Source organism: Gryllotalpicola reticulitermitis (genome assembly GCF_042651345.1).
GTDB lineage: Bacteria > Actinomycetota > Actinomycetes > Actinomycetales > Microbacteriaceae > Gryllotalpicola > Gryllotalpicola reticulitermitis.
In genome coordinates this window covers 291816-317624 of record NZ_JBHSCN010000003.1, presented here as the reverse complement: position 1 = coordinate 317624, position 25809 = coordinate 291816, and the positions used below count along the sequence as shown (strand labels likewise).

Annotated in this window: 26 protein-coding genes, 2 tRNA genes, 1 pseudogene and 1 riboswitch; of the genes and pseudogenes, 11 read left to right on the top strand and 18 right to left on the bottom strand. The window is 70.0% G+C overall.

The features are described 5' to 3' along the window. Positions 1-8: 8 nt before the first annotated feature. Positions 9-464, bottom strand: a pseudogene (locus ACFOYW_RS05575) (TetR/AcrR family transcriptional regulator C-terminal domain-containing protein); the annotation flags it as partial. Between the two features lie 292 nt (positions 465-756). On the opposite strand from ACFOYW_RS05575, the gene ACFOYW_RS05570 reads away from it, so the two are divergent. Continuing rightward, the gene (locus ACFOYW_RS05570; protein WP_390227772.1) at positions 757-3099 is read left to right on the top strand and encodes an FAD-dependent monooxygenase; all 2343 of its coding nucleotides are present in this window, start codon (positions 757-759) and stop codon (positions 3097-3099) included. A gap of 53 nt (positions 3100-3152) precedes the next feature. Here ACFOYW_RS05570 and ACFOYW_RS05565 read toward each other — a convergent pair. Together ACFOYW_RS05565 and ACFOYW_RS05560 are read right to left on the bottom strand one after the other, a co-directional pair. Then, positions 3153-3228, bottom strand: a tRNA-Arg gene (locus ACFOYW_RS05565). Positions 3229-3269: 41 nt separating this feature from the next. Beyond that, on the bottom strand, positions 3270-3530 hold the full coding sequence (locus ACFOYW_RS05560) for a thioredoxin family protein (protein ID WP_390227770.1): 261 nt from the start codon (positions 3528-3530) through the stop codon (positions 3270-3272). Between the two features lie 69 nt (positions 3531-3599). On the opposite strand from ACFOYW_RS05560, the gene orn reads away from it, so the two are divergent. The 4 genes from orn (at position 3600) to ACFOYW_RS05540 (ending at position 5531) form a co-directional block, all read left to right on the top strand. Continuing rightward, on the top strand, positions 3600-4220 hold the full coding sequence (gene orn / locus ACFOYW_RS05555; RefSeq protein ID WP_390227769.1) for an oligoribonuclease: 621 nt from the start codon (positions 3600-3602) through the stop codon (positions 4218-4220). A 45-nt stretch (positions 4221-4265) separates the two neighbouring features. Further along, positions 4266-4341: transfer RNA gene (locus ACFOYW_RS05550), tRNA-His, on the top strand. 193 nt (positions 4342-4534) lie between these two features. Beyond that, positions 4535-5164 carry a response regulator gene (locus ACFOYW_RS05545; RefSeq protein WP_390227767.1) on the top strand — a complete coding sequence of 210 codons (630 nt, stop codon included), beginning with the start codon at positions 4535-4537 and terminating at the stop codon, positions 5162-5164. Then, positions 5148-5531, top strand: coding sequence for a metallopeptidase family protein (locus tag ACFOYW_RS05540; protein WP_390227766.1), 384 nt, complete (start codon positions 5148-5150; stop codon positions 5529-5531). The genes ACFOYW_RS05545 and ACFOYW_RS05540 overlap by 17 nt, the downstream gene beginning before the upstream one ends. A gap of 49 nt (positions 5532-5580) precedes the next feature. On the opposite strand, the gene ACFOYW_RS05535 is transcribed toward ACFOYW_RS05540, so the two are convergent. The 6 genes from ACFOYW_RS05535 to ACFOYW_RS05510 form a co-directional block, all read right to left on the bottom strand. Continuing rightward, complete coding sequence (locus tag ACFOYW_RS05535) at positions 5581-5844, bottom strand: hypothetical protein (protein WP_390227765.1); 264 nt, start codon at positions 5842-5844, stop codon at positions 5581-5583. Between the two features lie 78 nt (positions 5845-5922). Continuing rightward, positions 5923-6513 (bottom strand): ATP-binding protein, encoded by a 591-nt coding sequence (locus ACFOYW_RS05530; protein WP_390227764.1) that lies wholly within the window; start codon positions 6511-6513, stop codon positions 5923-5925. Further along, the gene (locus tag ACFOYW_RS05525) at positions 6510-7265 is read right to left on the bottom strand and encodes an energy-coupling factor transporter transmembrane component T family protein (protein WP_390227762.1); all 756 of its coding nucleotides are present in this window, start codon (positions 7263-7265) and stop codon (positions 6510-6512) included. Before ACFOYW_RS05525 ends, ACFOYW_RS05530 begins: the two co-directional genes overlap by 4 nt. After that, positions 7262-8668 (bottom strand): ABC transporter ATP-binding protein, encoded by a 1407-nt coding sequence (locus ACFOYW_RS05520; protein WP_390227761.1) that lies wholly within the window; start codon positions 8666-8668, stop codon positions 7262-7264. Before ACFOYW_RS05520 ends, ACFOYW_RS05525 begins: the two co-directional genes overlap by 4 nt. 77 nt (positions 8669-8745) lie before the next feature. Next, positions 8746-9375: an ECF transporter S component gene (locus ACFOYW_RS05515; protein WP_390227759.1), complete on the bottom strand. Its 630-nt coding sequence runs from the start codon at positions 9373-9375 to the stop codon at positions 8746-8748. A 38-nt stretch (positions 9376-9413) separates the two neighbouring features. Then, positions 9414-9524, bottom strand: a riboswitch (TPP riboswitch). A 124-nt stretch (positions 9525-9648) separates the two neighbouring features. After that, entirely contained in the window at positions 9649-10017 is a 369-nt protein-coding gene (locus tag ACFOYW_RS05510) for a hypothetical protein (protein ID WP_390227757.1), read from the bottom strand. A 136-nt stretch (positions 10018-10153) separates the two neighbouring features. Between ACFOYW_RS05510 and ACFOYW_RS05505 the strand changes: the two genes are divergently transcribed. After that, positions 10154-11071, top strand: coding sequence for an endonuclease/exonuclease/phosphatase family protein (locus ACFOYW_RS05505; RefSeq protein ID WP_390227755.1), 918 nt, complete (start codon positions 10154-10156; stop codon positions 11069-11071). 11 nt (positions 11072-11082) lie between these two features. On the opposite strand, the gene ACFOYW_RS05500 is transcribed toward ACFOYW_RS05505, so the two are convergent. Then, on the bottom strand, positions 11083-12327 hold the full coding sequence (locus ACFOYW_RS05500; protein WP_390227754.1) for a DNA polymerase IV: 1245 nt from the start codon (positions 12325-12327) through the stop codon (positions 11083-11085). A 74-nt stretch (positions 12328-12401) separates the two neighbouring features. On the opposite strand from ACFOYW_RS05500, the gene ACFOYW_RS05495 reads away from it, so the two are divergent. From ACFOYW_RS05495 to ACFOYW_RS05475, 5 genes are all read left to right on the top strand, one after another. After that, positions 12402-13406, top strand: coding sequence for an aldo/keto reductase family protein (locus tag ACFOYW_RS05495; RefSeq protein ID WP_390227752.1), 1005 nt, complete (start codon positions 12402-12404; stop codon positions 13404-13406). Between the two features lie 136 nt (positions 13407-13542). Then, on the top strand, positions 13543-15366 hold the full coding sequence (locus tag ACFOYW_RS05490) for a MinD/ParA family ATP-binding protein (protein WP_390227751.1): 1824 nt from the start codon (positions 13543-13545) through the stop codon (positions 15364-15366). 30 nt (positions 15367-15396) lie between these two features. Then, positions 15397-16056 (top strand): SDR family oxidoreductase, encoded by a 660-nt coding sequence (locus ACFOYW_RS05485; protein ID WP_390227750.1) that lies wholly within the window; start codon positions 15397-15399, stop codon positions 16054-16056. After that, entirely contained in the window at positions 16053-17741 is a 1689-nt protein-coding gene (locus ACFOYW_RS05480; RefSeq protein ID WP_390227748.1) for a long-chain-fatty-acid--CoA ligase, read from the top strand. Before ACFOYW_RS05485 ends, ACFOYW_RS05480 begins: the two co-directional genes overlap by 4 nt. Positions 17742-17806: 65 nt before the next feature. Next, complete coding sequence (locus ACFOYW_RS05475) at positions 17807-18481, top strand: DUF1345 domain-containing protein (protein WP_390227747.1); 675 nt, start codon at positions 17807-17809, stop codon at positions 18479-18481. Here ACFOYW_RS05475 and ACFOYW_RS05470 read toward each other — a convergent pair. The 8 genes from ACFOYW_RS05470 to gatA form a co-directional block, all read right to left on the bottom strand. Beyond that, a complete protein-coding gene (locus ACFOYW_RS05470; protein ID WP_390227746.1) occupies positions 18438-18887 on the bottom strand; it encodes a DUF3054 domain-containing protein in 450 nt (149 codons plus the stop codon). The genes ACFOYW_RS05475 and ACFOYW_RS05470 overlap by 44 nt on opposite strands. Before the next feature lie 15 nt (positions 18888-18902). Further along, on the bottom strand, positions 18903-20441 hold the full coding sequence (locus ACFOYW_RS05465) for a DUF7059 domain-containing protein (protein WP_390227745.1): 1539 nt from the start codon (positions 20439-20441) through the stop codon (positions 18903-18905). Between the two features lie 47 nt (positions 20442-20488). Further along, positions 20489-20911 (bottom strand): YciI family protein, encoded by a 423-nt coding sequence (locus ACFOYW_RS05460; protein ID WP_390227744.1) that lies wholly within the window; start codon positions 20909-20911, stop codon positions 20489-20491. After that, positions 20904-21884 carry an RNA polymerase sigma factor gene (locus ACFOYW_RS05455; protein WP_390227743.1) on the bottom strand — a complete coding sequence of 327 codons (981 nt, stop codon included), beginning with the start codon at positions 21882-21884 and terminating at the stop codon, positions 20904-20906. The genes ACFOYW_RS05460 and ACFOYW_RS05455 overlap by 8 nt, the downstream gene beginning before the upstream one ends. Further along, the gene (locus tag ACFOYW_RS05450; RefSeq protein WP_390227742.1) at positions 21779-22147 is read right to left on the bottom strand and encodes a sigma factor; all 369 of its coding nucleotides are present in this window, start codon (positions 22145-22147) and stop codon (positions 21779-21781) included. The genes ACFOYW_RS05455 and ACFOYW_RS05450 overlap by 106 nt, the downstream gene beginning before the upstream one ends. 50 nt (positions 22148-22197) lie before the next feature. Further along, complete coding sequence (locus ACFOYW_RS05445; RefSeq protein ID WP_390227741.1) at positions 22198-22710, bottom strand: VOC family protein; 513 nt, start codon at positions 22708-22710, stop codon at positions 22198-22200. Positions 22711-22782: 72 nt separating this feature from the next. Next, positions 22783-24282, bottom strand: a complete 1500-nt coding sequence (gatB, locus tag ACFOYW_RS05440; protein ID WP_390227740.1) for an Asp-tRNA(Asn)/Glu-tRNA(Gln) amidotransferase subunit GatB — start codon at positions 24280-24282, stop codon at positions 22783-22785. Continuing rightward, positions 24282-25808, bottom strand: a complete 1527-nt coding sequence (gene gatA, locus ACFOYW_RS05435; protein ID WP_390227738.1) for an Asp-tRNA(Asn)/Glu-tRNA(Gln) amidotransferase subunit GatA — start codon at positions 25806-25808, stop codon at positions 24282-24284. Before gatA ends, gatB begins: the two co-directional genes overlap by 1 nt. Between the last annotated feature and the right edge of the window lies 1 nt (position 25809).

Below are 25809 nucleotides of genomic sequence, written 5' to 3'. Positions count from 1 at the left end.
CCGCGGAGGACGATGTCGATGCCGGCGAGGAACTCGGTGCGGTCGTCGTGGATGCGCAACTGCGCGGCCAGGCGGCCGAGGATGCTGCCTTCGCCGGGGTCGTGGCTTTCCCACTCGCCGGCGACCGCGTCGAGAAATGAGTCGCGGTCGGGGTGGGCGGCAACCGTCCGGCTGTTCGCAGCGTTCTGGCTGCCGACGCCGAGGATGTAGTTCACCAGGGTCGAGACGGCCGTGAACAGTCGCTCGTCGGGCACGCCCAGCGCCTCGACCAGGCGCGCGATCCGTTCCCACAGCTGCACCATGGCGGGCTGCCATGGCACGGCGAAGAGCTGAGGTCCGAGCCATGGGTGCGCGTCGATGGCATCGAAGATGCTCAGAGCCGAGGTGCGCAGGGCCTCCCGCGGGGATGTGTTCGCTCCCGATGCGGCCAATGCCTGCGCGAGCACGGTGACGGCGGCGGCCATCATCAGCTCGCCCTTGTTTGCGACGTGCCATTGGATCGCGCCGTGGCCGGTCTCCAGCGTGGCCGCGAGCGATCGGAAGGTCAGCCCGTCTTCTCCCCGAGCGTCGAGGAGCTCGATGGCGGAATCGACGATCCGGCCGCGGGTCAGGCCATTCGATCGGATGCGTGGAGCTCGGCTCGGCGTTGCCATGGGTTCATCTTGACACGGCTGGTACGCCGTACCAAGCTGAGGTGGTACGACGTACCAGCGCGCGAGGAAGTGCTGGGCGCGCAGCAACACAGGAGAGGCCACCATGACGACACCCACACCCACGACGCGCACGGCGCCGACCGCATCTCCGGTGACGATCATCGGCGCCGGACTCGGCGGCCTGGTTCTCGCCCGGGTCCTGCACCTGCATGGCATCCCAGCGATCGTCTACGAGCTGGATTCGTCCGCGGAGGCGCGTGCCCAGGGCGGTCAGCTGGACATTCACGAGCACACCGGCCAGGTCGCCCTGGAGGCCGCCGCACTCACCGGGGAGTTCCGGGCGCTCGTTCATGAGGGCGCCGAGGCGACCCGGGTCCTGGATCCGCGGGGCTCCGTGCTGTTCGATGAGCCGGATGACGGCGCAGGCGGCCGCCCGGAGGTCCTGCGCGGAGACCTGCGTCGGCTGTTGCTGAACTCGCTGCCCGAGGGCACGGTGCAGTGGGGGCGCAGGCTGATCGACGTGACGGCCGTGGGCGACGGGCGCCACAAGCTGATCTTCGAGGGCGGCGCCACGGTGACGGCCGAGCTCCTTGTCGGAGCCGACGGCGCATGGTCGAAGGTGCGCCCGCTGCTGTCGACGGCCCGGCCGGTCTATACCGGGGCGGCGTTCGTCGAGACGTACCTGCAGGACGTCGATGACCAGCACCCTGAGGCGGCCGCAGCCGTCGGCTCCGGAGCGATGTATGCGCTCCGGCCCGGCAACGGCATCACCGCGCACCGTGAGCCCGGCGGAGTCATCCATAGCTATGTCCAGCTCGCCCGGCCCGAGGAATGGTTCACCGCCATCGACTTCACGGACGCCGCGGCTGCGACGACACGCATCGCCGCCGAATTCGCGGACTGGGCGCCCGAGCTCCGCGCGCTGATCAACGACGCGGCGCGGCCGCCGGTGGCGCGGCTGATCCACGCCCTGCCCGACGACCACCGCTGGGAGCCCACGCGCGGCGTCACGCTGATCGGGGACGCAGCCCACCTCATGCCGCCCTCGGGTGAGGGCGCGAACCTCGCCATGCTCGACGGCGCGGAGCTCGCGCGCGCGCTGGCCGCGAACCCCGGCGACGTCGATGCGGCGCTGGCCGGGTTCGAGGCGACGATGTTCGCGCGGAGCAGTGCGGAAGCGGCCGATGCGCGCCTGATCCAGGAGCTGTGCCTGGGCGAGCGCGCTCCGTACGCGTTCCTCGAGTTCATCGGCGGACACGGCCTCGACTGGACGCCTGCCTGGGGTCAGGCCGTCTCGGATTACCGGGGAGAGGACGACGAGCCCGACTTCGACGACACCACGGTGCGGATGACTGTGCCCGCCAGCATCGGCGGACACCACGTCCGCGTCGAGCTCAGCAACCGCTTCGCCGACGCCCCCGTGCGCATCGGGCACGCCACCATCGGCGTCGGCGACCGCTTCGTCGAGGCGACCTTCAACGGCGCCCCCTCCATCGACATTCCTGTCGGCGTCTCCCGTTGGAGCGACCCGGTCGAACTGTCCGTGACCAAGGGGGACGAACTCCTCGTCGACGTCTACCTGCCCCACCCCACCCCGTATGCGACCGCGGCCGGATTCACGTTCGACCGGTCGCTGCCCGGCGATTTCGCTGGCGCCGCCCCGTTCCCCCTCGAAGGCTCCACGCCCGCGGCCATCGATGAGTCACGCGAGTTCCCCGCCCCTAACACCGGCGCCCGCGCCGACAGCGGCAGCCCGGAGCCAGACGGTACCGGCTGGTCCCTTCCTGCCGGCGGCCCGTTCCTGCGTACCATCGAGGTCGCGGGCGCCGGGGCGGACGTGGTCGTCGTCGCCTTGGGCGGCTCCAGCACTGCCATGGGATGGCCGCAGTACGCCGCGGCGCTCCTCCCCGACGATGCCCGGATCGCGGTGGTGAACCGCGGCATCTCCGGCAACCGCATCCGCCTCGACGCTCCGCCCGCGACGCCGTCGTGGGGGCAAGCGGGGCTGAGCCGCTTCGACGACGACGTACTCGGCACCGCTCACGCGACGCACCTGGTCGTCGCCTACAACAGCAATGACTGGGGTCTTCCGGGGCGCGTCACCGGTACCGAGGAGATGCCCACCCTCGAACAGCTCATCGCCGGCTACGAAGAACTCATCGACCGGGCCGAGAAGGCCGGGATCGTTGTGCTCCTCGCGACCATCACGCCACTGGGTCCGGAGCTGCGCCTCGACTCCGACCGCGAAGAGCTCCGTCAGGGGCTGAACGAGTGGATCCGCACCGCGTCAGGTCACGAATGCGTCGACTTCGACGCCGCCGTGCGCTCCGGCGCCGACCCCACCCGTCTCCGGCCCGAGTACGCGGCCCCCGACGACACCCACCCGAACATCAACGGCTCGAGGCGGCTCGCGCAGGCCATGATCGACGCCCTGCTCCGCCTCTAGCGCTGAGCGCCGTCGCGCCATCGAGCTCCACCCCGCCGAAACAGCCGGACGCGTGGTGCCCCCGGCAGGAGTCGAACCCGCAATCGGCCGAGTAGAAATCGGCTGCCTTATCCATTTGGCCACGGAGGCTGGCTACCTCTAAGCGTAGCGAATGGACGTTCTGCGAGCGGTCAAACCGCCCGAGCGGCAGCGACGAGCACCTGGTTGAGCGTGGGCACGCCCTCCGCACGGAAGACCTCGGCGCCGGTCGCATCCGTGATGATCACGGTCGGCGTAGAACGGATGCCGTGCGCCTCGGCATCCGCCTCGTAGCGCACGACGTCCTTCTCGACGACCGCGGCCTGCGGAACCAGCCGCGCCGCCTCGGCGAGCACAGCGCGCGTCGCCATGCATGGCCCGCAGAAAGCGGAGGTGAAGAGCGTCAGCTGCACTCCTCCACCATAAGCACGTCGTGCGCACCACGCGCCCCGAAGGCTACGCGCGTGGATAGGATCGAAGGCATGTCTGCCGCCTCGGATCGTCTCGTCTGGATCGACTGCGAGATGACGGGGCTCGACCCCGAGAAAGACGAGCTGGTCGAGATCGCCGTCGTGATCACCGACTCGCAGCTGAAGCCCGTCGACCAGGGAATCGACATCGTCATCAAGGCGAGCGATGAGGCCCTCGCCGGCATGGGCGAGTTCGTCACGAACATGCACACCGCGAGCGGCCTCATCACCGAGATCCCTACCGGCAAGAGCCTCGCCGAGGCGGAATACGAGGTCATGGAGTACGTGCTCGCCCACGTGCCCGACGAGAACAAAGCCCCGCTCGCCGGCAATACGATCGGCACCGATCGGATGTTCATCACGAAGTACATGCCGCGACTCGACGCCCATCTGCATTACCGCTCGATCGACGTCAGCTCCATCAAGGAGCTGTCGCGGCGCTGGTTCCCGCGCGTCTACTTCCAGGCGCCCGAGAAGGCCGGCGGCCACCGCGCCCTCGCGGACATCCTCGAATCGATCCGCGAGCTCGACTATTACCGCAAGGCCGTCTTCGTCGCCGAACCCGGCCCGAACTCTGAAGAGGCACAGTCGGTCGCCACGTCGGTGGTGGCTGAGTGGGCTCCCCGCATGTAATACACTTGACTGGTTGCCCGCTCGCTGACTGAGCGGTGGCACATGGTGGTCGTAGCTCAGTTGGTAGAGCACCTGGTTGTGGTCCAGGGGGTCGCGGGTTCAAGCCCCGTCGATCACCCCAAATAGTTCATTCCGACGCATTCAAGCGGTGCTGGTAGACGATGGCGCCGGGCAGGCGTACCTGGACTTCGCCCAGACGCGCGACGACGAGGTCCGACGCCTGCTCGGGCTGACCTAATCTCGCGTCAAGGGACTTTGTGCCCTGTCATCGGGCCGCTTGAGGCGCGACGCTGGACCGAAAGGATCGGAGAACCATGGCCAGGGTGTTCCTTGTCGACGACCACGAGGTGGTGCGGCGCGGCGTCGCCGATCTGCTCGACCGCGAGCGCGACATCGAAGTCGTCGGCGAGGCCGACGGGGCGAGGCACGCGATCGGGCGCATTCTTGCGACCCGTCCCGACGTCGTGCTGCTCGACGTGCGCCTGCCCGACGGCAACGGGATCGATCTGTGCCGCGACATCACGACGCGTTTTCCCTCCGCGCGCTGCATCATCCTCACGGCCTATGACGACGACGAAGCCGTGTACGCCGCGATCCTCGCCGGCGCGGTCGGCTACGTGCTCAAAGACATCCGCGGCAACGGTCTCGTCGAGAGCGTGCGCCGTGCGGCCAACGGCGAGACGCTCATCGAGGGCTCCGTCCGCGAGCGCATCACCCGGAAGATGCACGACCTCGACAACGATCCGCGGTTCGACGACCTCACCGGCCGCGAGCGGCAGATCCTGTCGTATGTCGCGGACGGGCTCACCAATCGCCAGATCGCCGAGCGCGTCGGGCTCGCCGAGAAGACCGTGAAGAACTACGTCTCGTCGCTGCTCGGCAAGCTCGGCCTGCAGAGCCGCACGCAGGCCGCGCTCCTGCAGGCACATGGCCCCGCCCTCTGATCGCGACGCGCTGCCCGTGCTTCAGCTCGACGCTGAGGAGTTCGAGAAGATCGTGATCGCGGAGCTCGACGAACTGCCCGACGACATGGTCGAGGGGCTCGACAACGTCGTGTTCCTCGTCGAGGACCGACCGGAAGACGGTTCGCTCGACCTGCTCGGCAGCTACGACGGCGTCGACCTCACCGAGCGCGATCGCTACGGTTTCGGCGAGTTGCCCGATCGCATCATCCTGTACCGCGAGCCGCATCTCGCGGCGTGCGCGTCTCTCGTCGAGCTGCGCGACGAGGTCCACGTGACGCTCGTGCACGAGATCGCGCACTACTTCGGCATCGACGATGACGAGCTGCACCGCCTCGGCTGGGCATAGAGACCGCGTGCAGAGGCGCGGCGGCGAGGCGGCAAGGCGGCGAGGCACGCTAGATGTTCGTGTCCTGGTCGTCGACTTCGATGGAGTCGCTGTCCTTCGAGTCCCAGCGGTAGCTCACGAACAGCGTGTCGCCGACGTGCCGCGTCGAGGTCGCGACGTACCGCTGCTCCGCCGGGACCCCTTCGACGGCGACGTACATGTCGAGCTCCTTCTCGTACTCGCCACCCAGGTATTCGCGCCCCATGGTCTGGCCCTCGAGAGGTCCGTCGAGGAACTCGGTGACGTACTCGGCAGCATTGTCTGTCGTGCTCATTCCGCGAATGTAGTGCCTCGCGCGGGGCACGGGCTAGGGGCTTGCCATCGGCTGACGCCGACGTCGGCGTCAGCCGCGTCACGCGCCGGCTGCGAGTCTCAGGTCGGCGAGGGCGATCGGATGCTGCGTGCGCGTGAACCGCGTGAACTGCTCATCCCACATCTGCCAGTGCGCATCGAACGCGCCCCGGTCGCGCTCGAGCGCACGCCGCCGTCGCAGATCGTCGTCGGCCGTGAGCCAGACGGCGAGATCCGCGTGCCGCGCGGCCGCGCGAGACAGCGCACCGCAGCCCTCGACGACGAGCGGCCGCTGTGCGCTCACCTCGTGCCACGCTCCGGGCCGCCCGGCCGCCCAGTCCCACGCGCGCCATCGGCCGATGCCGGTGCGCGTGAGCGGGGCGAGGAGGTCGTCGGCGACGTGCCGGCTACCGGCCGACAGTCCGCCCCAACCCGGGTAGAGGTCGTCGAGCCGCACCAGCTGCGGTGGTGCGGCGATCGGAGAGCCGGCGCGGTCCAGCGCCGGCCACGCTGCGATCACCGCATCCGCAAGCGTCGACTTCCCGGCGCCGCTCGGGCCGTCGATCAGCACGACGGGCCGGGCGACGCAGAGTTCTGCGACCGCTGCGACCACGCGTTCGGCGAGCACCGCGGGGCCCCGCCGAGCGCTCACGACCACACCCAGTGCAGTGTGCCGAGGGCGATGTCGACGCCGAGCCCGGTGGCGGCCACAGCAGCCGCCACAATGACGAGTGCAAGGTCGCGACCGCCCAGCGGCGACGGTCGCGCCCAGGTGCGCGCGCCGGCCGAGCCGAATCCGCGCGCCTCCATCGCCGTCGCCAGCTTGGTGCCGCGACGGATCGCGAGGACGAGCAAGGCGAACGCCATCCCGAGGAACCGGCGGATCGCCGCCGCGTCGCCGAGCCCCCGCGCACGCCGGGCGAGAGTCATCTGCCGCCAGTCGGAGATGAGCAGGCTCACCAGCCGCTGTGCGGCCAGCGTGCCGAGCACGAAGTTCGCAGGCAGGCGCACGCGCTGCGCGAGCCCATCGGCGAGCTGGGTGGAATCCACTCCGCGGAACATCATGATGCTCGGCACGCCGATCGCAAGCGCGCGCAGAGTCACCGCGATCGCGAGGCTGATCGACCCGTCAGTGATGTGCGCGAGCCAGAACGACGCGTACACGCGCCCCGACGGTACACCGTAGAGCAGCATGCCCACGCCGGCGAGGGGCGCAGCGACCAGGACAGGCCACGTGCTGCGGGCGATCTGCCCGATGCCCGCCCCGGCGATCAGCAGCAACACCAGCTCGATCACGAGGATGACCGCGCTCGACGCCCAGTCGAGCGTGAGCAGCAGCGGCGTGGTCACGACGATCGCGGCAGCGAGCCTCGTCACCGGATTCGTGCGCGAGACCAGCCTCATGCCGCGACGCCGTCCACGTGGCGCAGCCCCGCCGCATCGAGCCGCAGCACCCGATCGCCGAGGGCCTGCACGAGTTCCTCGTCGTGACTGATCGAGACGATCGCCGACCCCGCGGTCACCAGCTCTCTGAGCAGCCGCACGAGCTCGATCCACGTCGTTCTGTCCTGCCCGAAGGTCGGCTCGTCGAGCACGAGCAGGGGCGGTCGCGCGGCCAGTACCGCGGCGACCGACAGACGGCGTTTCTCGCCGCCCGACAGGCTGAACGGATTCGCCTTCGCCAGCCGCGCCAGCCGCAGCCGTTCCAGCAGCTCGTCGCAGCGGCTGTCGAGCTCCGCGCGCGGCGTCTTAAGCGCCACGAGCCCGACGGCGATCTCGTCGCGCACAGTGCGTGCGACGAAGCTGTGCTCCGGCTCCTGGAAGACGGTGCCGATGCGAGTGAGCAGCTGCGTCGAGCGCCAGCGGTGCGGTGCCGGCACGAGACCGCGGGCGAGCTGATCGGATGCCGCGAGCACGCCGCCGAGCGGCGCCAGCAGGCCGCCGAGCGTCAACGCGAGCGTGGTCTTGCCGACCCCGTTCGGCCCGATGACCACGGTCGACGCCGCCGCGGGGACCTCGGCGTCCAGTCCGGACCGTACGGCCGGCCCGCGCCGGTCACGGCCGACGGCAAGAGCACGCGCCGCGAGCAGCGCGGGACCGGCCGCCACCACCCGCGGCGACGACGGAACCGCAACGTCGGGGAGCCAGACCCCCGCCGCTTCCAGGGTCGAGCGCTGCGCGGCGAACACGTGCTCGGGGCGGCCGTCGGCAAGCATCCGCCCCTCCTCGTCGAGCACGACGACACGATCGACGAGTTCGAGCCACGTCGACACGCGGTGCTCCACGACGATCAGCGTCGCGCCGCTGCGTTCGAGCGCGCGCCCGACGGCTTCGCGCACCTCGGTCACCCCGGCGGGGTCGAGGTTCGCAGTCGGTTCATCAAGCAACAGCAACCCGGGGCGCATGGCGAGCACCCCTGCGATCGCGAGCCGCTGTCGTTCGCCGCCCGAGAGCCGGGCGGTCGGGTGCGACAGCGGCACATCGAGTCCGACCGCATCGAGCGCGGCGCTGACCCTGGGCCAGATCTCCTCCCGCGGCACGCCGAGGTTCTCGCACCCGAACGCGACGTCGTCGCCGACGCGTGGCAGGACCGCCTGGGCGTCCGGGTCCTGGAGGACCAGGCCCGCGCGCCCGCGGACGGTCTCCGGCGCCGCGCCATCGACGGAGAGCTCACCCTGATGCTCGCCCTCCTCGTCGCCCCCGACAACCCCGGCGAGTGCCGCGAGCAGGGTCGACTTGCCCGCCCCCGACGGTCCGAGCAATAGGACCCGCTCCCCCGGTTCGACGGCGAGATCGAGCCCGCTCACCGCCCAGCGCAGCCGCCCCGCGTGGCGCCAGCCCCACCCGCGCGCGTCGATGCGCGCCGGGCGGACGGCCTGCGCGGTCAGACTCGTGCCTTCGCCCGGCGCCCCGCGGCGAAGCGGTCGAGCGCGCCTGTCGCGGCAAGCGCGCGCACGACGAGCCAGCCCACCAGGCCGGCGAGGATCGCTCCGGACACCGCGGTGCTCACGAGGTAGATGACGTTGTACGCCACCGACTTCGCCGCGTTGCCGAACACGACCAGCTCGAGCGCCCACTCGCCGAGACCGCCCGCGGCCCCGGCCAGCATTGCGACACCAAGACCGCCGCGGCGGTAGAGGAACAGGGCGAACACCGCTTCCATCAGCAGGCCCTGCGCGAGCCCCGAGTAAACGGTAGTAATGCCCCACTGCTCGCCGATCGCCATCTCGACGACCGCCGCGAGCAACTCGGTGAACAGCGCGGCGCCGGGCTTCCGGATCACCAGCGCGCCCATCACGCCCGCGAGCAGCCATGCGCCGTTCGCCACGCCACCGAGGCCGGGCGTCACGGCATCCGCCGCGCCGTACCAGGCGTAGCCGGGCGTGTCCCACAGCCAATAGACGACGCCGATCGCGATGCCGAGCACCGCCGCGACGATGATGTCGACCGGACGCCACTTCCGCCTGCGGGCCGTCGCCGTCGCATCCACCAGTGAATCGATTGTTGCGTGCACTCGTTCATCCCTTTCTCTCGGTGACGAGGGCACGGGATTAAGAGATAGATCAGCCTCCCTGCGCCGGCATTACCCGGATCAGGTTCGACGGTCGAAGGTTGAGAACCTTCCTCTCAGCCCGGCTCACCGGACTCCCGTGTACTGACCACAATCATAGACTTGCCGCATGGTCGAGTTCGCGCCCGTGATCGGTCTGACGATCGCGTTCCTCGTGCTGCTGCGCGTCTTGATCTGGCGCAAGCGACGTGAAGAGCGCCAGCGGCGCGGGCGCCGCTAGCGGCGGCGCTTGCGCGACGCCTTCGCGAGGTGCGCGAGCGCGCGGCCGGTGACCCACACGAGTGGTGTCGCGACGGCGAGCAGGACGACGAGGTTCGGCTCGAATCGCAGCCCGCGAATGTCGCGCACATACGCGCCGAGCGGGATGGTGCCGGCCATGCCGCCACCGCCGCTGCCTTCACCCTCCCCGTTGAACGGCTGGCTGTCGCCCGCGCTGTTCCCCCGGCCCTCGCCCGCCCCGAAGGCGTGAAAGGTCATCGCCACGGGCACGATGTGGATGCCGTTCAGCTCGGTCGCCTCGCCGTAGACGTTCGAGACGCCGACGCCCTTGGTGAGTTCTGCCAGTCGTTCGGTCAGTGAGGCCATGTCAACGCTCCTTCAGCGTGCTCTGCGCGGTGCCGAGCGCTAGAAATGCAGCTCATGCGGCCACGCTACGCGTAAGGCTCGACGGGGTGCCAGGGTCTTCTCAGGCCGCCGGACCCTGTCATGCGAAGATCGACCGATGCCTTCCCCCCGCCCGGCACGCCTGATCGTCAACGCCTTCCTGGGCGTCCTCGCGCTCGCGGTCGGCGCGCTTCTGCTCTGGCACCGGGCGATTCCCGACGTCGGCGGCGTCATGGGCCTCATCGAGTCGGTGCTGCCGTGGTTCGGCGTCCCGGTTCTCGTGCTCGCCGTCGTGGCGGCCGTGCGCCGCTCTGCCTTCATCGGCGTCGGAACCCTCGCCGCGGTCATCGTGTGGCTCGCCGTGTTCGTGCCGCATATCGTCCCCGACGGAGGCCACGGCACGGCGAAGGTGACGGTGATCAGTCAGAACGTCGACGCCGGCAACCGCGACCCGGAACGCACCATCGCGTCGCTCGCCGCGCGGAAGCCGCAGGTGATTGCGCTGCAAGAGCTGACCAGCGCGTCGACCGCAGCGGCCGAGCGCAGCCTCGACGCGCGCTACCCGCACCATTTCATCGTCGGAACCGTCGGAGTGTGGAGCGAGCTGCCGCTCTACCACGAGCAGTCGTTGACACTCGGACTCGGCTGGAAGCGGGCTCTTCGCGTCGATGTGGCGACGGATGACGGGCTGGTTCGTCTGTACGCGCTGCACGCGGCGTCGCTGCGACCCGGCGAGTTCTCCGTGCGCAATCGGATGCTGCACACGCTGGCCACGACGCTGCGCGCGGATCATTCGACGAAGCTCATCGCGCTGGGCGATTTCAACGCGGCGTCGACGGACCGCGCCTTCACCCAGCTGCTCGGCACCGTCAACGAGCCCGATCTGACCGGCTGGGGCTTCGGGTTCACCTGGCCGTCGGTGCTGCCGTTCGTGCGCGTCGATCATGTGCTCGAGCGCGGCCTTCCGGTCGTCTCGAACACGGTGCTGCCCGGCAACGGGAGCGACCACCGCCCTGTCGAGGTCGGGCTGCGCTGAGCGCTTCGAGGTCAGCCGCGAAAGTGGTCGCTGTCGCCGACCTGGCGGGGCTTGGTGCCGAGCAGCGAGGCCGGTGCGAGCACGCCCGACCCGAACTTCGCTGCGATGCCGTCGAGGGCCTGCTCGGTCTGCCGCCAGCCTTCGTCGGGGTCCCAGAGGGCGGGCTGGCCGCCGGCTGCCTCGAGCTGCTCGACCCGCACGCCGATGAGGCGGATCGGGCCCCTGTCGCTCCACGCTTCGTCGAGCAGCGCCGCGGCCTCTTCGTAGATGCGTCTGCCGACGGACGTGGGCTCGGGCAGCGTGCGCGAGCGGCTGATGGTGCGGAAGTCGGCGTAGCGCAGTTTGAGCCCGACCGTGCGTCCGACGACGGATGCCTGACGCAACCGCGCCGCCGCGCGAGAGGCGAGGCGCAGCAGCTCGCGCCGCAGTATCGCCGCATCGGTGACGTCGAACTCGAACGTCTCTTCGTGGCCGATCGACTTCTCGATGCGGGTCGTCTCGACGACGCGCACGTCGACACCGCGTGCCAGCTGCCACAGCCGGGTGCCCGAGACGCCGAGGCGCTTCTCGAGGAGCTGGTGCGGCGCCGAGGCGATGTCGCCGACGGTGCGCAGGCCGAGGTTGTTGAGCGCCGTCTGCGTCGACGGGCCGACGCCCCAGAGCGCGCCGACGGGCAACGGGTGAAGGAACGCCAGCGTCTCGGCGACGGGGACCACGAGCAGCCCGTCGGGCTTCGCCCGGCCCGATGCGAGCTTGGCCACGAACTTGGTGCCGGCGACGCCGACGGATGCGGGCAGCCCCGTCTCTCGCCGCACCCACTCGCGCACCTGTGCGGCGATCTGCGACGGGCTGCCCAGCAGCTTCCGGGCGCCTGAGACGTCGAGGAACGCCTCATCGATCGACACCGGCTCGACCAGTGGCGTCGCGCGACGGAAGATCTGCATGACCTGGCGGGACAGCTCGGCGTACCGCTCCATGCGGGGGTCGACGGTGATGGCGTCGGGGCAGAGCCGTAATGCCTGTGAGACGGGCATGGCCGACCGCACCCCGAAGCGACGCGCTTCGTACGAGGCGCTTGAGACGACTGACCGGCCAGTGGCGTGGCCGACGATGAGCGGCTTGCCGGCCAGTTCTGGGTGATCGAGCACTTCGACCGACGCGTAGAACGCGTCCATATCGACGTGCAGGATGTCGGCGCCGGAGTCGTCAACGGGACCGACTGTGACCTGCCGCTCGCTGCCGTCCGTCTTACCCACTCGACAATGATCTCGCGGACCGCCGACACAACCCGGGGTCGAAACGATTCGAGGTTTTTCAATAGGCTCAGATCATGGAATTCAGGTACCTCGGCAACTCCGGGCTCAAAATCTCCGAGATCATCTACGGCAACTGGCTGACCCACGCCTCGCAGGTCGAGAACGATGCGGCCAACGCCACCATCCGTGCGGCCCTCGACGCCGGCATCTCCAGCTTCGACACCGCAGACGCGTACGCCAACACGGCGGCCGAGGTCGTGCTCGGTGACGCCCTCAAGGGCGAGCGCCGCGAGAGCCTCGAGATCTTCACGAAGGTCTACTGGCCGACCGGCCCCGGCGGGAAGAACGACACCGGCCTCTCGCGCAAGCACATCATGGAGTCGATCAACGGCTCGCTCACGCGCCTCGGCACGGACTACGTCGATCTGTATCAGGCCCACCGCTTCGACTACGCGACGCCCATCGAGGAGACGATGCAGGCGTTCGCCGACATCGTGCGCCAGGGCAAGGCCCTCTACATCGGCGTCAGCGAGTGGAACGCCGACCAGATCCGGGCAGGCCACAAGCTTGCGAAGGAGCTCGGGTTCCAGCTCATCTCGAACCAGCCGCAGTACAACCTGCTCTGGCGCGTCATCGAGCAGGAGGTCGTGCCGACCTCCGAAGAGCTCGGCGTCTCCCAGATCGTGTTCTCGCCCATCGCGCAGGGCATCCTCACCGGCAAGTACCAGCCGGGCCAGCCGGCCCCCGAGGGCTCGCGCGCGACTGACGAGAAGGGCGGCAAGAACATGATCTCGCGCTGGATGCGCGATGAGATCCTGACTGCCGTTCAGGGGCTGAAGCCCATCGCCGACGAGCTCGAGCTGACGCAGGCGCAGCTGGCCGTCGCGTGGGTGCTGCAGAACCCCAACGTGGCGGGTGCCATCGTCGGGGCGAGCCGGCCGGAGCAGATCGCGTCGAACGCGGCGGCGGCGGGCGTCAAGCTCGAAGCATCCGTTCTCGCGCAGATCGAGTCGGTGATCGGCGCCGTCGCGGAGACCGACCCGTCGCTCACTCAGTCGCCGGCTGAGCGCGTCGCCTAGCAATTCGTGACGAAGGGGCCGCCTGCCGAGGCGGCCCCTTTTCAGTACCCAGACGGATTCCGGTACTATCGACCCCCGTTAGGGGTACAGTGCCGCGACCCGTGCGGGCAGTGCCCACGATCAGCGGAGGAAACCCGTGACGGACACCACCCCCATAACCCAGCACCCCCACATCGAAGCGACCGTCGTGCGCAGCGCCGAGGGGCCGTTCATCGGCCAGATCTCGGTCGACGGCTCGATCAGCACGATCGAGGGCCGCACCGAAGACGGCGTGCGACGCGACATCATCCGTGCCGTCGCCGGCGTCGCACAGCGCCTGTCGCGCCCCGTGCGCCTCGTCGCACGCGACAGCCTCGGCACGCAGGAGGTGTCGGTGTCCCCCGATGGCTTCACTGAGCCCCTGACGCCGCTGAACGCCCAGCCGACGGCCTCTGCGCCGGTCTCCGACGGCCTCGACTTCGACAGCATCGTCGGCATCGGCGGAGCCCACAATCCGGGCCAGTCGCCGGTCAGCGACGACGACACGGTGACCCAGCCCGCACGCAGGTCTGCGGCCGTGCCCGACCTCGACTACCTGTTCGAGCCGACGCCGGCTCAGGTGTCCGCGCCCGACGCGGCGACCCCGTCGACGTCCGTGCCGGGCCACGCCGCACCGGCGACAGAGCCGGTGCCGGCCGCCACGCCCGCGCCGAAAGCCGCCGCTCCGGCCGCCACTGCCGCTCCGGCTCCGGTTCCCGCTCCGGCTCGGGCTCCGGCTCCGGCTCCGGCTCCGGCGAGCGCACCAGCGCCTGCTCCCGCGGCGCCGATCCCGTCGGTGCCGATCTCCTCCGTGCCGGCGATCCCGCACATTCCGCGCCGCCCGGCCGAGCGCCTCGCGCCGGTGATCTCGATCGCCCCGGCGGCACCCGCCGAGGCGAAAGCCGAACCCGTGACGCCGCCCGTGCCCGCACCCTCCGTTTCCTCACCCTCCGTCGCCGGTTCCCGCTTCACGCCCCAGTCGCCCGCCGAGCCGTACAGCGAGGGCCGGGTCCCCACCCTCGACGACTTCATGTCAAACCGACCCGGTGCACCGACTGCGCCCGCGGAATTCGGGTGGCAGGGTGCCGTGCGCCGCGCATCCTTCGGGTTGGTGAGCCCGGCTCCCGGTGACGCGGAACTCGCGCGCCGCCGCCGCGTTGCCGCCGTGCAGCGTTCCTTCGCCGGCCCGCGCACCATCGTCGTGATCAACCCCAAGGGCGGCGCGCACAAGACCACGGCCACGATGCTGCTGGCCGCGACCTTCGGCGAGAACCGCGGCGGGTACACGCTCGCATGGGACAACAACGAGACCCGCGGCACGCTCGGCTGGCGCGCGCTGCCCGCCGCCCACCACCGCACGGCGATCAGTCTGCTGCACGACCTCGACCGCTTCGGGCCGGCCAGCCAGGCGCGGGTCGGGGACCTCGACGACTACGTCCGCGCTCAGGGCTCGGCACAGTTCGACGTGCTCGCGAGCGACGAGGACCCCAACGCGACGGATCTGGTCGACTCGGCAGCGTTCGACAAGCTGCATGCCACGCTGCAGCGCTTCTACCGGCTGATCGTCGTAGACACCGGGAACAACATGCGTGCCGAGAACTGGCAGGCGGCCGTCAGCGCGGCCGACCAGCTCGTCATCGTCTCGACGATCCGCGAGGACACGGCGGCGAGCGCGGCATGGCTCGTGGACGGACTTCGGGAGAAGGGCCTGGAGGAGAAGGTGAGCAACGCGGTCACGGTGCTGTCGTCGACCGCCGAGGCCCCCGACCCCCAGCTTGCGCGGCGTTTGCGCGGGCATTTCGGCTCGCTCACGCGCGCGGTCCTCGAGGTGCCCCACGACCCGGCGCTCGTCGATGGCGGCGCGATCACCTTCGAGCTGTTGTCGCGTCGCACGCGCGAAGCGTGGCTCACCGTCGCGGCGACGGTCGCCGAAGGGCTGTAGCGCACCGCGGCGCGGTGCCAGGATGGAGGCATGGCTCGAGTCGCGATCATCGGCGCCCACGGCAAAATCGGTCAGCAGCTCATGCGCGAGCTCTATGACAACGGCGACGACTTCGTCGGCGTCGCGCGAGGTGAAGAACATGCGGAGGACATCTTCCGGCTCGGCGGCGAAGGCGTGATGCTCGACCTCGAGCGGACGGACGCCACGACGCTCGCCGACGCGATTCGCGGCTGCGACGCGATGGTGTTCACGGCCGGCGCCGGCCCCGACAGCGGGGTCGAGCGCAAGCGCACGGTCGACTACGGCGCCTCTGTGCTCTCGATCGAGGCCGCGAAGGCCGCCGGCATCCGCCGCTTCGTGCAGGTCTCCGCCGCAGGCGTCGACACGCCCGCCGACGCCGGCCGCGGCGAGCAGTGGGTCGCCTACGTCGAGGCGAAGCGCGACGCTGACGCGGCCCTGCGCGAATCTGGGCTCGACTGGACCATCCTGCGGCCGACGGCACTCACGAACGATGAGGGGACGGGACGCGTCGAAATCGCGCCCGCCGTCGAGCACGGGTCGATCCCCCGCGCCGACGTCGCCGCGGCGGTCGTCGCCGTGCTCGAGAACGAGGGAACGATCGGTGAACAGTGGGAGCTGACCGGTGGCTCGACACCCGTGAGCGAGGCGATCGCTAGTCTGATCGCATGACCTCGGCCGACAAGCCGTGGCTCGCGCACTACGCCCCGCGCGTGGTCGCCGAGCTGCCACCCGTGACAGAGTCCCTGCCCCAGCTGATCGCCCATACCGTCGCAGACTTCCCCCGCGCAGTCGCACTCGACTTCCTCGGCGCGACGACCTCCTACCGGGAGCTCGGCGAGCAGATCGAGCGTGCCGCGGAAGGCCTGCGGCGCCGCGGGGTCACACACGGCGACCGCGTCGCACTCGTGCTGCCGAACTGCCCTGAGCACATCGTCGCGTTCTATGCCGTGCTGCGCCTCGGCGCCGTCGTCGTCGAGCACAACCCGCTCTACACCGCGCGTGAGCTGCGCCACCAGTTCGAGGACCACGGCGCTCGGCACGCGATCGTCTGGCAGAAGGTCGCGCAGAAGGTGCTCGATCTGCCCGCGGATCTCGAGGTGAACACGGTCATCTCGGTCGACATCACCGCGAGCCTGCCCGCCTCGAAGCGCTTCGCCATGGGCCTGCCGCTGAAAGCGGCGCGCGAGGCGAAGGAGAAGATGTGGTCACCGCGCCCCAAGGGGGCTGTGCCGTGGGAGGACGTGCTGCGAGGACGGCGCATCTCACGCAGAGTGCCGGTGCCCGAGGCATCCGATCTCGCCGTCATTCAGTACACGAGCGGTACGACCGGCGCCCCCAAGGGCGCGATGCTGACCCACGCCAACCTCATCACGAACACCCTGCAGTGCCGCGCGTGGATTCCCGAGATCGAGCGCGGCAGCGGCAGCGTCGTCTACGCGATGCTTCCCGTGTTCCACGCGTACGGCCTCACCCTCGGCCTCACGTTCGCGATGTCGATGGGCGCACGACTCGTGCTGTTCCCGGCCTTCGACCCCGACCTCGTGCTCGCGGCGCACAAGAAGCACCCCGCGACGTTCCTGCCGGCGGTGCCACCGATCATCCACCGCCTGCTGGCTCGGGCCGAAGAGAAGAAGGTCTCGCTCCAGGGGATCCGCATCGGAGTCTCGGGCGGCATGCCCCTCGACACGACGCTCATCGAGAAGTGGGAAAGCGCGACCGGCGGCGTGCTCGTCGAAGGCTACGGCCTCAGCGAGACGAGCCCGATCCTCATGATCAACCCGCTCACCGACGAACGCCACGTCGGGAGCATCGGCATACCCGTTTCGAGCACGGTCGCCAAGGTCGTCTCGCGCGATGACCCCGAGACAGAGGTTCCGGTCGGAGAAGAGGGCGAGCTCACCGTGCGCGGGCCGCAGCTCTTCCGCGGCTACTGGAAGCGGCCGGACGAGACCGCCGCGGTGCTGCGCGACGGGTGGTTCCGCACTGGAGACGTCGCGGTCATGGATGAGCGCGGATTCTTCTCCATCGTCGACCGCATCAAGGAGCTGATCATCACCGGCGGGTTCAACGTCTCGCCCAGCGAGGTCGAAGAGGCCATCATCGCCCTCGACGGCGTGCTGGATGCCGCGGTGGTGGGCCTTCCCGACCCGCACTCGGGCGAGAAGGTCGTCGCCGCTGTCGTGACGGAGCCCGGCGCAGCTTTCGACGCCGCGGCCATGCGGCAGACACTGCGAGAGAAGCTGACGCCGTACAAGGTGCCGCGCGAGATCGTGCAGCTCGACGAACTGCCCCGCAACCTGATCGGCAAGGTGCTGCGGAAGAAGGTGAAGGAGCAGCTGCAGCAGCGCTCCTAGACCTTTCGCCGACGCCGTGCCGTGTCATGCGGCCCCACGGTCATGCGGCGTGCCAGCCTTGTGCCGTGAGCGCCACCAATAAGGAACAGCCGAGCAGTCTCGCTGCCCGCCGAGTCAGCGTGATGCTCGCGGTCGGTGCAGTGGCGGCGGTGATCGCCGGATTCACGATCTCGTGGTGGTACGCCGGCGCGATCGGCTGGATCATCGCCTGCGCGACCTACATCCTGTGGGTCTGGATTCACCTCTGGCCGCTCGACTCGGATGGCGTCCGTGCCCACGCGACGCGCGAGGACCCGGGAATCGTCGTGGGTGATCTGCTCGTGCTGAGCGCGAGCGTCGCGTCGCTCACCGCGGTCGCACTCGTGCTGGTCCGCGCGTCGAGCGAGTCGGGCTGGAGGGCGGCGGGGATCAGCGGCATCGCGATGCTGAGCCTCGCGCTGTCCTGGTTCCTCATTCACACGCTCTACGCGCAGCGCTATGCCCGTGAGTATTACGCCCACCCCGAGGGCGGAATCGACTTCCCCTCGGACGACGACGCCGATCCGATCTTCAGCGACTTCGCCTATCTGGCTTTCGACCTCGGCCAGACGTATCAGGTCTCGGACACGACGCTGCGTTCGACCAAGCTGCGGCGCGTCGTGCTCAGGCACACGCTGCTGTCGTATCTGTTCGGCACCGTGATTCTGGCGTCGGCGATCAACGTCGTCGTTGGACTGGGCTCTGGCGGGGGCGGCTCGTAGCACGTGCGCTGCGTCGTGCAACGGGGCCGACGACCGCACGCCAGCCGAGCAAGAACACCCCGAGTACGACGGCCGCGACGATCACGAAGCTGAACGCGATGCCCTGAGCGCTCACGACGCGCAGCACCATGCCGACCGCGACGGTGAGCACCCAGATCGGCAGGCCGCTGCGCACGAGCGCCAGCGGGCGACGCCAGGCCGCGGTCACAAGCCAGCCGAGCAGCGTTCCGGCGAGGAACGGCCAGGCCGTCTGCACGACGCCGCCGAAGCCGAGACCCTCGTGATGGCTGACCCGCCCGATGACGGTGAACAGGATGACGAGCACGGCGTCGAGCACGGCCGAGAGCAGCACCCAGCGGCTCGGGTCGATCGTGGCGGCGGACGTCTGGCGTTCGGGTGCGGTCATAGGGAGGATTCTTCCCTACGGCAGGTTCAGGAATCCGGTGAACACCAGCTCGCGCACGCGTGGCAGCAGGTCCGCCCGCAGCTCCGGTCGCCCCACCTCGAAGAGCGTGGCGATCGCGTCGCTGATCTGCCCTACGGTGAGCTCGCCGTCGCAGGCGCCGACGAGTCCGGCGAGCGCAGGGTCCACCTGCAGTGACCGGCCGAATCCCGCGCCCTGGTGCAGGGTGATGACGATCGGGTTCTCATCGCCGGGCCACGAGTGCCGCTCCTCGGTGACGTCGCCGGCCAGTGTGAGCGCCAAGTCGGCGAGCCCGGCATCCGTCAGCCGCACGAGAGCATCGTGGGCCGCGACAGCGCGCGCGACGTGCTCGCCGAGGCCCGCGGGGTTCGTGCCGCTCGATTCGACCTGCTCGGTGCGCGCGAGGGTCGGCGAGCCGATCGGTGCGCGCAGGGTCAGGTAGCCGAAGCCCACGTAGTCGACGCCGCGCGCCGTGAAGTCGTCGAGCCACGCCGCGTACCAGCGGTCGTACTCGGGGTCGCCCGAGCGGGTGCCGCCGTCGCGGATCCAGGTCTCGGCGTAACGAGGCGCGTCCTGCAGCTCGCGCTCGACGACCCAGTGGTCGAGCCCGCGGGACCAGGCGCGCACGCGGTCGAGCCCGTCAGTGCCGTCGCGGTACTCCCAGTTGCCGAGCAGCTGCGCGATGCCGCCCGGGGCCAGGTGATGACGGATGCCTTCGATCACGCGCTGCACGAGTTCGTCACCGACGAAACCACCGTCACGGTACTCGTATTCGGGCACCTCGTCGACGCGAGGGGTGATGACGAACGGCGGATTGCTCACGATGTGTTCGAAGAGCTCCCCTTCGACCGGCTCGAACAGGCTGCCGAGACGGAACTCGATATTGCGGATGCCGTTGAGCGCCGCGTTGAACGCAGCGAACTCGAGCGCGCGCGGCGAGATGTCGGTCGCGACGACGTGAGTCGCCCGACGAGCGACGTGCATCGCCTGGATGCCGCAGCCCGTGCCGAGGTCGAGCGCCCGCTCGACCTCGCGAGCGACGATGAGCCCGGACAGCGTCGTGGAGGCACCGCCGATGCCGAGTACGTGGTCGGCATCGAGGGCGCGGCCGAGCGCGAGCTCACCGAGATCGCTCGCCACCCACCACTCAGCGGGACCGATCGCGTCGACGAAGGAGTACGGCCGCAGGTCGACGAGCGGACGAACGAGGTCGGATTCGCCGGAGCCGGACTCGGCGAACTCGATCAGCCCGAGCGCCGCCGCTCCGTCGGTGCTGAGGCTCGGCAGTGCGGCGTCGAGCTCGTCGACCGGCGCCGGCAGGCCGAGCACGAACAGCCACGCGAGTGTGCCCGCCTGCGTCAGCTCGCCCGCATTCCGCGCGGCCCGGAGCTCACGTTCGGCGGGAATGCGGTGGGAGCGGCTCAGCGCGCCCCCGGCAGCCTCCGACCACAGTCCCCGCACCGTGTCGACGGTGAAGTCGGCGGCGGCGAAGTCTGCGCGCAGCCCGGCAATGAGGTCGGCATCAAGCGTCGGCACGCCCCCGAGTCTTCCACACGGCCGCCTCACGGCGGCCCGCGCGACGGCTACCCGGCCACGGCTCGCGCGGCGACAGTCTGTGCGAGCACCGCGTTCGACTGGACGGCGCCCATCAGCGGCAGCACCAGCACCCGGCCGAAGCGGGCGCACGGGTGACGCGAGCCGATCTCGACGGCCGTGTCGAGGTCGGGCGCGTTGATGAGGTCGAAGCCGGCGAACCACTCCTTGAATTCGGCGACGGGAGCATCCGTCACCGTCACCTGCCCGGCCCGCTTCGTCACGAGCCTCGCGTCGGCCCGCGACGTCAGCCGCTCGCCGATCACGCGAATCCCGTCGGGGTCGGTGGAAGCGAGCCAGTCGTCGATATCGTCGGATTCCGCGCTGTACGGCTCGCCGTCGGGGGCGTCGGTGTACAGCAGAAGATATTGCTCGGACGCCGTCTGCGTCGTGCTGTCGGTCATCTCAGTCATTCCCTTCGTTGTGGTTCGCATCGATTCGGCGCAGTTGCGCCTCCAGCCAGCGCTGCTCGGCAGCGTTGGACGCCTTCATGGCGGCTGCGGCGTATGCGGCGCGCGCCTCGTCGATCGCACCGGCCCGCTCGAGGAGCCCGGCCCGGACCGAGAGCAGGCGATGGCCGCGCGTCAGGCGCGAGTCGTGCTCGAGCAGCGCCACCTCCGCGAGGCCCGCGAGCGGGCCGTGCGCCATGCCGACGGCGACCGCGCGGCCGAGCTGAGCCGCCGGCCCCGGCTGCACCCGCACGAGAGCGTCGTAGAGGCCGAGGATCTCGACCCAGTCGGTTGCGTCTGCGTCTGCCGCGGCACCGTGCACGGCGGCGACCGCGGCCTGAATCGCCATCGGGCCGGCGGGCGACCCGCCGAGTGCCTGTGCAGCGAGAGCCCGGCCCTCGGCGAGCTCAGCGGCGTCCCATAGCCGCCGGTCCTGTGCGGGCAGCGCGATCGGCACGCCGGCGCCATCGACTCGGGCCGGCGTGCGGGCATCCGTCAGCAGCATCAACGCGAGCAGCGCCGTCGTCTCGCCGTCCGCGGGGCGGCCGGCGTGCAGCAGGCGCGTGAGGCGAATGGCCTCCGTGATCAGCTCCCGGTGCACCGCCCGCTCGCCGCCGGACGGCGCGTAGCCCTCGTTGAACATCAGATACAGAGTCGAGCGCACCGCGTCGCTGCGCGTCGCCAGCTCGGTCGGCGACAGCGCACCGAAGTCGCGACCCGCCCGGTCGATCGCCGTCTTCGCGCGGGAGATGCGCTGTGCCATCGTCGCCTCGGTCGCATAGAACGCCGCCGCGATCTGTGCCGTCGTCAGCCCGCACACCGCGCGCAGCGTCAGCGCGACGCGCGATGGCGGCTGAATCGCCGGGCAGCAGCACAGGGCGAGCAGTTCGAGCGAGTCGTCATGGTCGCCGCTCGCGACCCGCACGGTGTCGAGCACCGCGTCGCGCTCCTCACGGGCCCGCCAGCGGCATCCGATCGCACCGCGTCGATGTAGCGGCGCCGTGCAACGGTGAGCAGCCACGCACGCGCGTCACGCGGGGCGCCCGAACGCGGCCAGGTGACGGATGCCTCGAGCAGTGCGTCCTGCACCGCATCTTCGCAATCGCTCAGGTTCCCGTACCGCCGCACGAGAGCGGCGGTCACGAGCGGGATCACGGCACGCACGTTCGCGTCGAAGATCGTGTCGACCGATCCGGTCATAGCCGCCTCCCCTTCTGCTCAGCACCGCTGTCATAGGGAAGTCGGAGCCGTCACTCCTGCTTCGACACCGGCGACGAGATCTGCTGCCACCAGTCCTCGACGCGCCGCGCCGACTCGTCACCGCTCAGATCCTCGACCCGCGTCATGACCGCCCAGCGCCGCCCGAACGGGTCGATGAAGGCGCCGAACCGGTCACCGGAGACGAAGTCGGTCGGCTCCTCCTTCACCTCGCCCCCGAGTTCGACGGCGCGCACCAGCGTCGCATCGACATCGGGCACGTAGATCATGAGCGACTGGCTGATGCCGGGCGCGGCCCGGTCGGGTGCGACGAGCCTGAAGGCGGGCTGCGGGTCCGAGACCTGCAGACGCCCTGCACCGCCGAAGTCGAGTTCGGCCTGGCCGATGTACGTGGAGCCGTCGGGCGCTGTGCCCTCCAGCCTGCTCACGGTGGTGGCGCCGAACACGGCGGCATAGAAGGCGATCGCGGCGGCCGCGTCGTCGACGACGATGTACGGGGTGAGTGCCGTGTAGCCGCTCGGGCGGCCATCAGTGGCATGCTGCATGGGCGTCACGCTAGACGCGAGCCCAGGCCGCGTCCAGCCCCGTGCCCGACGATTTCCTCCGCCCGCGTGCGCCTACTGCGCCGCGCGCTCCAGCACCAGTTCGCGCACCCGCGCCGCGTCGGCCTGCCCCTTCATCGCCTTCATGACCGCGCCGATCACAGCGCCGGCGGCCTGCACCTTGCCGTCCTGGATCTTGGCGAGCACGTCGGGCTGGGCCGCCAGGGCCTCGTCGATCGCGGCGATCAGCGCACCGTCATCGGAGACCACTTTGAGGCCGCGCCTCTCGACGACCTCAGCCGGCGAACCCTCGCCCGCGACGACGCCTTCGAGCACCTGACGGGCCAGACGGTCAGTGAGGTCGCCCTGCGCGATCAACGCCGACAGCTGCGCCACATCGGCGGGGCTGACGAGCGTATCGACCGCGACCCCCTGCGAGTTGGCGATGCGGGTGAGCTCGCCGGTCCACCACTTTCGCGCGTCGGCCGGGGCCGCGCCCGCCACGATGGTCTCCTCGACGACGTCGAGCAGACCGCCGTTCGCGACGTCCTGGAACTCGAGCTTCGTGAATCCCCATGCCTCACGCAGCCGCGCGCGCCGCGCCGCGGGCGGCTCGGGCAGAGTGGCGCGCAGCTCTTCGACCCAGTCGCGGCTCGGCGCGACCGGCACGAGGTCGGGCTCTGGGAAATAGCGGTAGTCGTCGGCGTCGGACTTGGGGCGCCCTGCGCTCGTCGTACCCGTGTCTTCGTGCCAGTGACGCGTCTCCTGGGTGATCGTGCCACCCGCCTCGAGGATCGCCGCCTGCCGCTGGATCTCGTAGCGCACTGCGCGCTCCACCGAGCGCAGCGAGTTGACGTTCTTCGTCTCGGTGCGAGTGCCGAGCTTCGTCGAGCCGCGCGGCCGCAGCGAGACGTTCGCATCGCAACGGATGTTGCCCTCTTCCATCCGCGCGTTCGACACGCCGAGCGAGCGGACCACGTCGCGGATCGCCGCGACATAGGCCCGGCCGATCTCCGGTGCATCGGACTCCGCACCCTCGATCATCTTCGTCACGATCTCGACGAGCGGCACGCCGCCCCGGTTGAAGTCGACGAGTGAGTAGTCCGCGCCCTGGATGCGCCCCGTCGCCCCGCCGACGTGGGTGAGCTTGCCCGCGTCCTCCTCCATGTGCGCACGCTCGATCAACACCGTGACCTCGCGGCCCGACTCGAGCTCGAGCGTGATCTGACCGTCGAACGCGATCGGCTCGTCGTACTGCGAAGTCTGGAAGTCTTTCGCGAGGTCGGGATAGAAGTAGTTCTTCCGGGCGAACCGGCAGTTCTCCGCGATCTCGCAGCCGAGCGCAAGACCCAGACGAATGCTCGACTCGATCGCCTTCTTGTTCACCTGTGGCATGCCGCCGGGCAGGCCGAGGCACGTCGGGCACGTGTTCGTGTTCGCGCCCTGACCGAACGCGTTCGCGCAGCCGCAGAACATCTTCGTCTTCGTGTTGAGCTCGACGTGCACTTCGAAGCCGAGCACGGGCTCGTACAGCTCGATCGCCTTGTCGAAGTCGAGAAGCTTGTCCTTCGCCATCAGCGGGCGACCTCCTTGAGTTCGGGGGCCTGGCTGAGCAGGCTGTGGCCCCAGACATCCGTCAACAGCGTTTCGATCGCGGCGCCGACCTCGTAGAGTCGTGCGTCCTCGTGGGCCGGGGCCAGCAGCTGCAGGCCGACGGGCAGCCCGTCTTCGGGCGCGAGACCCATCGGGATCGCCATTCCCGGAATGCCCGCGAGGTTCGCCGGGATCGTCGTGACGTCGTTCAGGTACATCGCGAGCGGGTCGTCGATGAGCGAGCCGAGCTCGAACGCCGTCGTCGGCGCGGCCGGGCTGATGAGCACGTCGGCCTGCGCGAACGCCTGCGCGAAGTCCTGCTGGATCAGGGTGCGCACCTTCTGCGCACTGCCGTAGTAGGCGTCGTAGTAGCCCGCCGAGAGGGCATAGGTGCCGAGGATGATGCGGCGCTTCACCTCGGTGCCGAAGCCCGCGTCACGGGTCGCGCTCATCGTGCGCTCGATGTTCACGGTGCCCGACTCGGGCTTCACGCGCAGGCCGAAGCGCACCGAGTCCATGCGGGCCAGGTTGCTCGACGCCTCAGCGGGAAGGATCAGGTAGTACGCCGCAACCGCGTACTCGAAGCTCGGCGCGGCGACCTCGACGACCTCGGCGCCCGCCGCCGTGAGAGCGGCGACGGTCTCATCGAAGCGCCGCTTCACACCCGCCTGGAAGCCACCGCTCTCGCCCGAGAGCTCCCGCACGACTCCTACCTTGAGACCGCTCAGCCGCTCGCCGGCCGCGCCACGGCGCGCCGCCTCGGCCATCGAGGGCCACCGATCAGTGAGCGACGTCGAGTCGAGCGGGTCATGACCGGCGATCACGTCGTGCAGAAGCGCCGCGTCGAGCACGGTGCGGCTCACGGGGCCCACCTGGTCGAGCGAGCTGGCGAGGGCGATCGCACCGTAGCGGCTCACGCCGCCGTAGGTCGGCTTGACACCGACCGAGCCGGTGACGGCCGCCGGCTGACGGATGCTTCCCCCGGTGTCGCTGCCCAGTGCGAACGGCGCTTCGAACGCCGAGACGGCAGCCGATGAGCCACCGCCCGAACCGCCCGGCGTGCGGGTCAGATCCCACGGGTTGTGCGTCGGGCCATAGGCCGAATGCTCGGTGGACGACCCCATCGCGAACTCGTCCATGTTCGTCTTCCCGAGGGGCACGAGATTGGCGCCGCGCAGTCGCGCGACCACCGTCGCGTCGTAGGGCGGCTGCCAGCCCTCGAGGATCTTCGAGCCCGAGGTGGACGGCATGTCCTTCGTGGCGAGCACGTCTTTGATCGCGACCGGAACGCCCGCGAGAGCGCCGAGCTGCTCGCCGGCGGCGCGGCGCCGGTCGATGGTCTTCGCCGTCTCGACGGCGTCGGCCGAGACGTGCAGGAAGGCATGCACATCGCCGTCGACCGCAGCGATGCGATCGAGGTGGGCCTGCGTCGCCTCGACGCTGGAGATCTCGCGTGCCGCCAGCTTGTCCGCGAGCTCGGCGGCGCTGAGCCTGATCAGTTCAGTCATG

Bases quoted from the DNA above. Each gene is read 5' to 3' on its own strand.
- ACFOYW_RS05570 (WP_390227772.1), top strand. From the start codon at position 757: ATGACGACACCCACACCCACGACGCGCACGGCGCCGACCGCATCTCCG.
- orn (WP_390227769.1), top strand. From the start codon at position 3,600: ATGTCTGCCGCCTCGGATCGTCTCGTCTGGATCGACTGCGAGATGACG.
- ACFOYW_RS05545 (WP_390227767.1), top strand. From the start codon at position 4,535: ATGGCCAGGGTGTTCCTTGTCGACGACCACGAGGTGGTGCGGCGCGGC.
- ACFOYW_RS05540 (WP_390227766.1), top strand. From the start codon at position 5,148: ATGGCCCCGCCCTCTGATCGCGACGCGCTGCCCGTGCTTCAGCTCGAC.
- ACFOYW_RS05535 (WP_390227765.1), bottom strand. From the start codon at position 5,844: ATGAGCACGACAGACAATGCTGCCGAGTACGTCACCGAGTTCCTCGAC.
- ACFOYW_RS05525 (WP_390227762.1), bottom strand. From the start codon at position 7,265: ATGAGGCTGGTCTCGCGCACGAATCCGGTGACGAGGCTCGCTGCCGCG.
- ACFOYW_RS05510 (WP_390227757.1), bottom strand. From the start codon at position 10,017: ATGGCCTCACTGACCGAACGACTGGCAGAACTCACCAAGGGCGTCGGC.
- ACFOYW_RS05505 (WP_390227755.1), top strand. From the start codon at position 10,154: ATGCCTTCCCCCCGCCCGGCACGCCTGATCGTCAACGCCTTCCTGGGC.
- ACFOYW_RS05495 (WP_390227752.1), top strand. From the start codon at position 12,402: ATGGAATTCAGGTACCTCGGCAACTCCGGGCTCAAAATCTCCGAGATC.
- ACFOYW_RS05485 (WP_390227750.1), top strand. From the start codon at position 15,397: ATGGCTCGAGTCGCGATCATCGGCGCCCACGGCAAAATCGGTCAGCAG.
- ACFOYW_RS05480 (WP_390227748.1), top strand. From the start codon at position 16,053: ATGACCTCGGCCGACAAGCCGTGGCTCGCGCACTACGCCCCGCGCGTG.
- ACFOYW_RS05470 (WP_390227746.1), bottom strand. From the start codon at position 18,887: ATGACCGCACCCGAACGCCAGACGTCCGCCGCCACGATCGACCCGAGC.
- ACFOYW_RS05460 (WP_390227744.1), bottom strand. From the start codon at position 20,911: ATGACTGAGATGACCGACAGCACGACGCAGACGGCGTCCGAGCAATAT.
- ACFOYW_RS05450 (WP_390227742.1), bottom strand. From the start codon at position 22,147: ATGACCGGATCGGTCGACACGATCTTCGACGCGAACGTGCGTGCCGTG.
- ACFOYW_RS05445 (WP_390227741.1), bottom strand. From the start codon at position 22,710: ATGCAGCATGCCACTGATGGCCGCCCGAGCGGCTACACGGCACTCACC.
- gatB (WP_390227740.1), bottom strand. From the start codon at position 24,282: ATGGCGAAGGACAAGCTTCTCGACTTCGACAAGGCGATCGAGCTGTAC.
- gatA (WP_390227738.1), bottom strand. From the start codon at position 25,808: ATGACTGAACTGATCAGGCTCAGCGCCGCCGAGCTCGCGGACAAGCTG.